Raw genomic sequence first — 7436 nt, 5'->3', positions numbered from 1 at the left:
GAATATGCACGCACCTTGGTCAACCTGCCGCCGAACCATCTCCATCCAGACAATTTCCACGATCATCTTGAGCCCCTGCGTGAAGCCGGCATCGACATCGAAATGCTTGATGCCGCGCAACTGAAGGAGCTCGGCATGAACGCGCTTCTTGCTGTCGGATCGGGCTCGGCGCGCCCGCCGCGGGTCGCTGTCCTGCGCTACCGGGGCAAGGGTGCTCCCGCCCAACCACTCGCTTTCGTCGGCAAGGGCGTCTGCTTCGATTCGGGCGGCCTCTGCATCAAGGGCGGAGCGCAGATGTTCGACATGAAAGCCGACATGGGCGGAGCGGCCGCTGTGGTCGGCCTGCTGATCGCACTCGCCCGGCAAGGCAGCCCGGTACACGTTGTCGGTGTTCTCGGCATTGCGGAGAACATGCCATCCGGCACGGCGCTCAAACCGCGCGACATCATCACGACGGCGTCCGGACAGACAGTGGAAGTGTTCGACACGGATGCGGAGGGACGCCTGCTTCTGGCCGACTGCCTCCACTATGCAGCCACGCGCTTCAACCCTTTAGTGATCGTCGATCTGGCAACGCTGACCTATTCGGTGACGCGTGGGTTGGGGTCGATATTCGCCGGCCTGTTCAGCACCGACGATGCCATCGCGTCACAGATGATCGCGGCCGGAGAAACGGTCGGCGAGCGGTTCTGGCGGCTGCCGCTCGATCGGGCCTACGACGAGGGCCTGCAATCGCCGTTCGCGGACCTGCGGCATCATGCCAAGGATATGGAAGATGGCGATGCTCCCTATGCCGCAGCCTTCCTGCGCCATTTCACGGAAGATCGCCCCTGGGTGCATCTCGACATCGCCAGCAAGGAACTGACCGACACCGATCGGCCGCTCGGCAGGCAAGGTGCCACGGCATTTGGCGTGCAGATGCTGGAAGAGTGGGTGCAGGTCACCCGTAACATGAGTTAGGCGCCTGCCGCCGCGGACGATAAAAGTACCTTCAATCGCACTGGGAATTGGGATGTCATCTGAGATCATCGGCATGGAAGGACGGGCCGCTTTTGGCGCCTACGAGACCTGGTATCGGGTCAGTGGCGAACTCGGCGGCGAAAAGGCGCCTGTGGTGATCCTGCATGGCGGCCCGGGCGTCGCTCACAACTATGTCGATGCCTACAAGCTTCTTGCGCGAAGGGATCGCGCCGTCATCCACTACGACCAGTTGGGCTGCGGCAATTCCACCTTGCTGCCTGAGAAAGGCGCCGATTTCTGGACACCTGGGCTGTTCATCGACGAGCTTGAAAACCTCGTCGACCACCTCGGCATTCGGACAGGCTTCCACGTGCTCGGCCAGAGCTGGGGCGGTATGCTGGGCGCCGAATATGCCGTGACGCGGCCGCAAGGCCTGAAATCGCTGACCATAGCCAACTCACCGGCGTCCATGAAACTGTGGGTCGAAGAGGCCAACCGGTTGCGTGCGGATCTGCCCGCGGATGTGCAGGAGACCCTGACCCGACACGAACAGGCCGGCACGACGGACGATGCGGCTTACCAGGCTGCGACGATGGTGTTCTACGAGCGGCATGTCTGCCGGGTCGTGCCTTTCCCGCCCGAAGTCACGGAAAGTTTCGCCCAGGTCGTGCGCAATCCGACCGTCTATAATCTGATGAATGGGCCAAACGAGTTCCATGTCATCGGAACGCTGAGGAACTGGAGCATCGTCGAGCGCCTGCCGGCCATCGATGTTCCCACACTGATCATCTCCGGACGTCACGACGAGGCCACGCCCGCGACCGTGCAGCCCTACAAGGACGGCATCAAGGGGTCTCGCTGGGAGATATTCGAGCATTCCAGCCACATGCCGCATGTCGAAGAGCAAGATGCGTGCATGCGGGTGGTGGGAGACTTCCTGGACCACAACGATAACTGAAAAAAGGGGAATCAAGACATGAAGAAACTGCTTCTGGCGGCAACAGCCGCGGCATTGCTGGCCGGTACATGGCTGGCCCCGGCACAGGCCGAATATCTCAAGGAGCACCGAGGCGGCACCATCCGCCTGCTGGCCCGCTCCGCGGCCGGAACGCTCGATCCGCACATCAATTACACGGACCAGGGCTGGCAGATGTACCAGCCGATCTATGACGGCCTGGTGGCCTTCCGCAAGGCCGAGGGCATGGACGGTTTCACCATCGTCCCCGATCTGGCCGAGGCCCTGCCGCAGGTCAGCAATGACGGCAAGACCTTCACCTTCAAGCTGCGCAAGGGCATCAAGTTCTCCAGCGGCCAGGATCTTGGCGTGAAGGACGTCGTCGCTTCTTTCCAGCGCATCTTCAAGGTTTCCGGACCCACCTCCGGCACGTTCTATGCCGGCATCGTCGGGGCGGACAAATGCCTGGCCGACACCAAGAGCTGCACGCTGGAAGGCGGCGTTGTCGGCGACGAAGCGGCCGGCACCATCACCATCAACATCACCAAGCCGGATGCCGAGCTGCTCTACAAGCTTGCCTTGCCGCATGCCGTGGTCCTGCCGGCGGACACGCCCGCTGAAGACATGGGTTCCAAGCCCATTCCCAGCACCGGCGCGTACATGATCTCCGCCTTCGACCCGAACAAGGGCATGACGGTTTCCCGCAACCCCAATTTCAAGCAGTGGAGCGAAGAAGCCCAGCCGGACGGCTATCCGGATGTCGTCCAATATGATTTCGGCCTGTCCGAAGAGGCAGCCGTCACCGCGATCCAGAACGGCGAAGCGGACTGGATGTTCGACGCTCTGCCGAGCGACCGCCTGGGCGAACTGGGCAGCAAGTCCATGGACCAGCTGCACATCTCGCCGCTTTCGGCTTGGTGGTACGCGCCGCTGAACAACCGTCTCGCACCCTTCGACAACGAAAAAGCCCGCCAGGCCGTTGCCTATGCGATCGATCGCAACACGCTGGTCAAGCTGTTCGGCGGCAAGGTGCTGGCCTCGCCGGTCTGCCAGGTCCTGCCTCCGGACTTCCCCGGGCATGAAGACTATTGTCCCTTCACCAAGAACCCGGGCGCCAAATGGTCGGCTCCTGATCTCGACAAGGCAAAGCAGCTCGTTGAGGACTCCGGCACCAAGGGCCAGAAGGTGACGATCATCGTCGAGGACACCGCCATTTCGCGCTCCATCGGCGTCTATCTGCAGAGCGTGCTGACCAGCATCGGCTATGTCGCCGACGTCAAGCCGATCTCGTCGAACATCCAGTTCACCTACATCCAGAACACCAACAACAAGGTGCAGATGTCCGTCACCCAGTGGTACAAGGACTATCCGGCGGCTTCGGACTTCCTGAACATCCTGTTCAGCTGCGCCTCCTTCCGCGAAGGTTCGGACGCCTCGATCAACATCGCCGGCTTCTGCGACAAGGAAATCGACGCCAAGATGCAAAAGGCATTGGACCTCGGCGTCACCGATCAGAAAGCCGCCGATAAAATGTGGGCTGAAATCGACAGGCAAGTCACCGACAAGGCACCTGCGGTCGGCCTCTTTACGCCGAAGCGGCTAGACTTCGTCAGCAAACGTCTTGGCAATTTCAAGTTCAACAGGCAGTTCAACTGGATGATCACCCAATCCTGGGTACAATAATGGCCTGGGTGCAGTAACGAACCGCGGAGGGGCACGTCCGTGTCGAACGTAGCTGTCGCCGCGCCGCGCAAGACGCGAGGGCCCTGGGCCGTCGCGTTTGCGAAGCTGGCAAGGGACAGGGCCGCCATGGCGTCGCTGGCCGTGTTCCTCCTCATCGTCCTTGCCTGCCTCAGTGCGCCTCTTTATGCGAAATGGGCAGGCGTGGACCCCTTCGCCTCGACGCTCGACGCCGTCATCCAGATCGACGGTGCCGACGTTCCGGTGATGGAACAATCGACGGAGGGGCTCGGGCTTGGCTACACACCGCTCGGCCCGACCTGGCGGCTGGGCAATTATTTCCTCGGCGCCGACAGCCAGGGGCGCGATGTCATGGCCAGGATGCTCTATGGCGGGCTGAGCTCGTTGCTGATCTCCGGAGCAGCAACCATCTTCACCCTGATCCTGGGCACGGCGGCGGGATTGATCGCCGGCTATTTCGGCGGCGTCACCGACACGGTGCTGTCGCGCTTCCTCGACATACTGTGGGCGTTCCCCATTTATCTGCTGGCGATTTCGCTCTCCATCGTCACCATCGCGCATGGCATCACGATAGGACCGATCCAGATCGAGTCCGGCAGTCTGTGGCTGCCTGTCATCATCATCGGTATCGTCTACGTGCCCTATGTGGCTCGTCCGATACGCGGGCAGGTTCTGGCACTGCGCAAAAGCGAATTCGTGCTCGCCGCGATCAATCTGGGCGTGCCGGGGTGGCGCATCCTGTGGCGCGACATCCTGCCCAACGTCACCACGACGCTGATCGTCTTCGTGCCGCTGATGATGGCGCTGAACATGCTTACGGAATCAGCCCTTTCCTTCCTTTCGATCGGCGTGCAGCCGCCGGCCGCGAGCTGGGGCACCATCATCCAGGACGGACAGGCGCTGCTCTACACCAGGCCACTGGTGGCGCTGGTGCCGGGCCTGGCGATCGCGGTTTCCGTAATGGCGCTCAATGTCTTCGGCGACGGTCTGCGCGACGCGCTCGACCCGCGCTCCAAGGTTCGGCTGGGGCGCGACTGATGATCTACGCAATCCTGCGCCGGTTCGGCCAGATGCTGTTCGTGATGTTCGGCATCTCGGTCATCGTCTTCCTGATTTTCTTCGCAACGCCGGGCTCCGATCCGGCGGCGCGCATCGCCGGCCGCAATGCATCGCCCGAAGTGCTGGAGGCGGTACGCCACAGCTTCGGCTTCGACCGGCCGCTCTACGTGCAATATGTGACGATGATGGAGAAGATCTTCGTCACCGGCGATCTGACCTCCTTCGTCAATCGTGGCTGGAAGGTGGTGCCGGCGGTCATGGATTCGATCCCGGTCACGCTCTCGCTGGTGTTCGGAGCGGCGATCCTGTGGGTGGTCGTCTCCATCATCATCGGCATCGCCGCCGCCGCCACGCGCGGCAGCTGGCTGGATAAGCTGCTGATGGCGCTAGGGCTGCTCGGTATTTCGATGCCGGTGTACTGGTTGGGCGAGGTGATGAACCTGATCACCCAGAGCCGCTACCACGACAGCTGGGCGTTCTCCTGGGTGCCGCCGCTCGGCTACAAGAACTTCTCCGACGATCCAAAGGGCTGGTTCCTGACCCTGGTCATTCCGTGGATCACGCTGTCCATTCTCTACATCGGCATTTATGGGCGCGTGCTGCGCGCGGCGATCATCGAATCCCTGCAGGAGGACTATATCCGTACGGCCCGGGCCAAGGGCCTGTCGGAGACCCGCATCCTGCTGCGCCATGCCTTGCGCACGTCGCTCATCGCCTTCGTCACCTTGTTCGGCCTGGATTTCGGTGCGCTGGTCGGAGGCTCGGCCCTGCTGACGGAGGTGGTGTTCGGGCTGCACGGCATCGGCAAGCTCACTTATGACGCGCTGCAGAATCTCGATCTGCCGATGATCATGGCAACGGTGATGTACGCTTCGATGTTCGTGGTTGTTGCCAATGCGGTGGTCGATTTCGTCTACATCCTTCTCGATCCGCGCCTGAGGACATCATGATACTGTCGGTGCGCGACCTCAAAGTATCCTTCCGCACAAATGATGGCCTGGTGCGGGCCATCGATGGCGTTTCCTTCGACCTCGAGGAGAGCGAGATCCTCGGCGTCGTCGGTGAGTCCGGTTCCGGCAAGACCGTGTCGCTGCTGGCCGTCATGGGTCTGATCACCGATCCCAACGCCACCATCGAAGGCTCGATCCGTTACAAGGGCCGCGAACTGGTGGGACTGCCCGCGCGCGAACTGAGGCGGCTGCGCGGCAACGAGATCGCGATGATCTTCCAGGATCCGATGACCGCGTTGACGCCTGTCTACACGATCGGCTGGCAGATCGCCGAACAGATCCGCGCGCATCGCAACATCAGCAAGTCCAAGGCGATGGAGCGCGTGGAGGAATTGCTGGCCGAGGTGAATTTTCCGAACCCGCACGAGGCGATGTCGCGCTACCCGCACCAACTGTCCGGCGGCATGCGTCAACGGGCGGTGATCGCAATGGCTTTGTCCTGCAATCCGGCGTTGCTGGTGGCTGACGAACCGACCACGGCGCTCGACGTCACCGTACAGGCCGGCATTCTCGATCTGGTGCGCAAGCTGCGCGCGACGCACAAGTCGGCGGTGGTCTTCATCACGCATGACATGGGCGTGGTCTCCGAACTCGCCGACCGGGTCATGGTCATGTATGCCGGCCGCGTGGTGGAGCGCGGCAGTCGCGCGGAGCTGTTTTCCGATCCGCGACACCCCTATACGCGCGCGCTGCTCGGTTCGATCCCGCCGCTGACCGGCGAAAAACCACGCCGCCTGCCGGCCATTCCCGGTTCGCCGCCGTCATTGCTGCGATTGCCGCAGGGCTGTGCGTTCGGTCCGCGGTGCCCGGTTCACTATGAGCCCTGCGAGGCCGGCAAACCCGACCTCGGGAGCGGCACTCATGCCGCGGCGTGCTTCAGGGTGGCACAGGCATGAGCGGATCGATGACCGACAAGAATCGCCCCATTATCGAGACGCGTTCGCTGGGCAAGCGCTTTTCGATCGGCAGCCGTTTTTCCGCCGAAGGCAAGCGAACCGTTCATGCGGTCGACAATGTTTCCCTGACCGTGTGGCGCGGCGAGACGGTCGGCCTGGTCGGCGAATCCGGATGCGGCAAGTCCACGCTGGCGCGCTGCCTGGTGAGGCTCTACGACATATCGGACGGCGAGCTTTTGTTCGAAGGCAACGATATCACCTCGAAGTCGCTGTCCGAACTCAGGCCGCTCCGGCGCCGCTTGCAAATGGTTTTCCAGGATCCGTCGGCATCGCTCAATCCGCGCCGGCGCGTCGGCGACCTGGTGGCCGAGCCGCTGCGCATCCATGGCAGGCTCTCGTCGAGCGAGATCACCAGACGCGTGGCGGAACTGTTCGACCTTGTCGGCCTGCTGCCGGATCACGTCATGCGGTTTCCGCACGAATTTTCCGGCGGGCAACGCCAGCGCGTCGGCATCGCGCGGGCTATTGCATTGAACCCGGACCTCGTGGTCCTGGACGAACCCGTCTCCGCGCTCGACGTGTCGGTGCAGGCGCAAATCGTCAACCTGCTTGCCGATCTGCAGGAGAAGCTCAATCTCACTTACATCTTCATCGCCCACGACCTGTCGGTGGTACGTCAGGTTTCAACCCGCATAGCGGTCATGTATCTCGGCTCGATCGTCGAAGAAGGGCCGGCGGAAGAAGTGTTTGCAGCACCGGCCCATCCCTATAGCCAGGCGCTGATCTCGGCGGTTCCTATCGTGGAGACGACGCCCAGCGGGACGCGCAAGCGCATCATCCTCACCGGCGACGTAC

The 7436-nt window shown here is 62.4% G+C and carries 7 protein-coding genes; all 7 read left to right on the top strand.

Annotation, left to right across the window (positions count from 1 at the left end):
• Positions 1–960 (top strand): M17 family metallopeptidase (locus ENZ74_RS15260; protein WP_206522284.1); only part of this gene is annotated, 960 nt, incomplete at its 5' end.
• 52 nt (positions 961–1012) lie between these two features.
• Entirely contained in the window at positions 1013–1918 is a 906-nt protein-coding gene (locus tag ENZ74_RS15255) for a proline iminopeptidase-family hydrolase (RefSeq protein WP_027161573.1), read from the top strand.
• 18 nt (positions 1919–1936) lie between these two features.
• Positions 1937–3598: an ABC transporter substrate-binding protein gene (locus ENZ74_RS15250; RefSeq protein ID WP_024503325.1), complete on the top strand. Its 1662-nt coding sequence runs from the start codon at positions 1937–1939 to the stop codon at positions 3596–3598.
• 39 nt (positions 3599–3637) lie between these two features.
• A complete protein-coding gene (locus tag ENZ74_RS15245; RefSeq protein ID WP_063167981.1) occupies positions 3638–4654 on the top strand; it encodes an ABC transporter permease in 1017 nt (338 codons plus the stop codon).
• A complete protein-coding gene (locus tag ENZ74_RS15240; RefSeq protein ID WP_013531725.1) occupies positions 4654–5625 on the top strand; it encodes an ABC transporter permease in 972 nt (323 codons plus the stop codon). Before ENZ74_RS15245 ends, ENZ74_RS15240 begins: the two co-directional genes overlap by 1 nt.
• Positions 5622–6581 (top strand): ABC transporter ATP-binding protein, encoded by a 960-nt coding sequence (locus ENZ74_RS15235; protein ID WP_024503324.1) that lies wholly within the window; start codon positions 5622–5624, stop codon positions 6579–6581. Before ENZ74_RS15240 ends, ENZ74_RS15235 begins: the two co-directional genes overlap by 4 nt.
• Positions 6582–6589: 8 nt before the next feature.
• Positions 6590–7436 (top strand): ATP-binding cassette domain-containing protein (locus ENZ74_RS15230; RefSeq protein ID WP_164761042.1); only part of this gene is annotated, 847 nt, incomplete at its 3' end.

This window comes from Mesorhizobium sp. M7A.F.Ca.CA.002.15.2.1 (genome assembly GCF_003998715.1).
In the GTDB taxonomy this organism is placed as follows: Bacteria; Pseudomonadota; Alphaproteobacteria; order Rhizobiales; family Rhizobiaceae; genus Mesorhizobium; species Mesorhizobium ciceri.
Note: the sequence above shows the minus strand (reverse complement) of the source record. Positions and strands in the feature narration are given on the sequence as shown.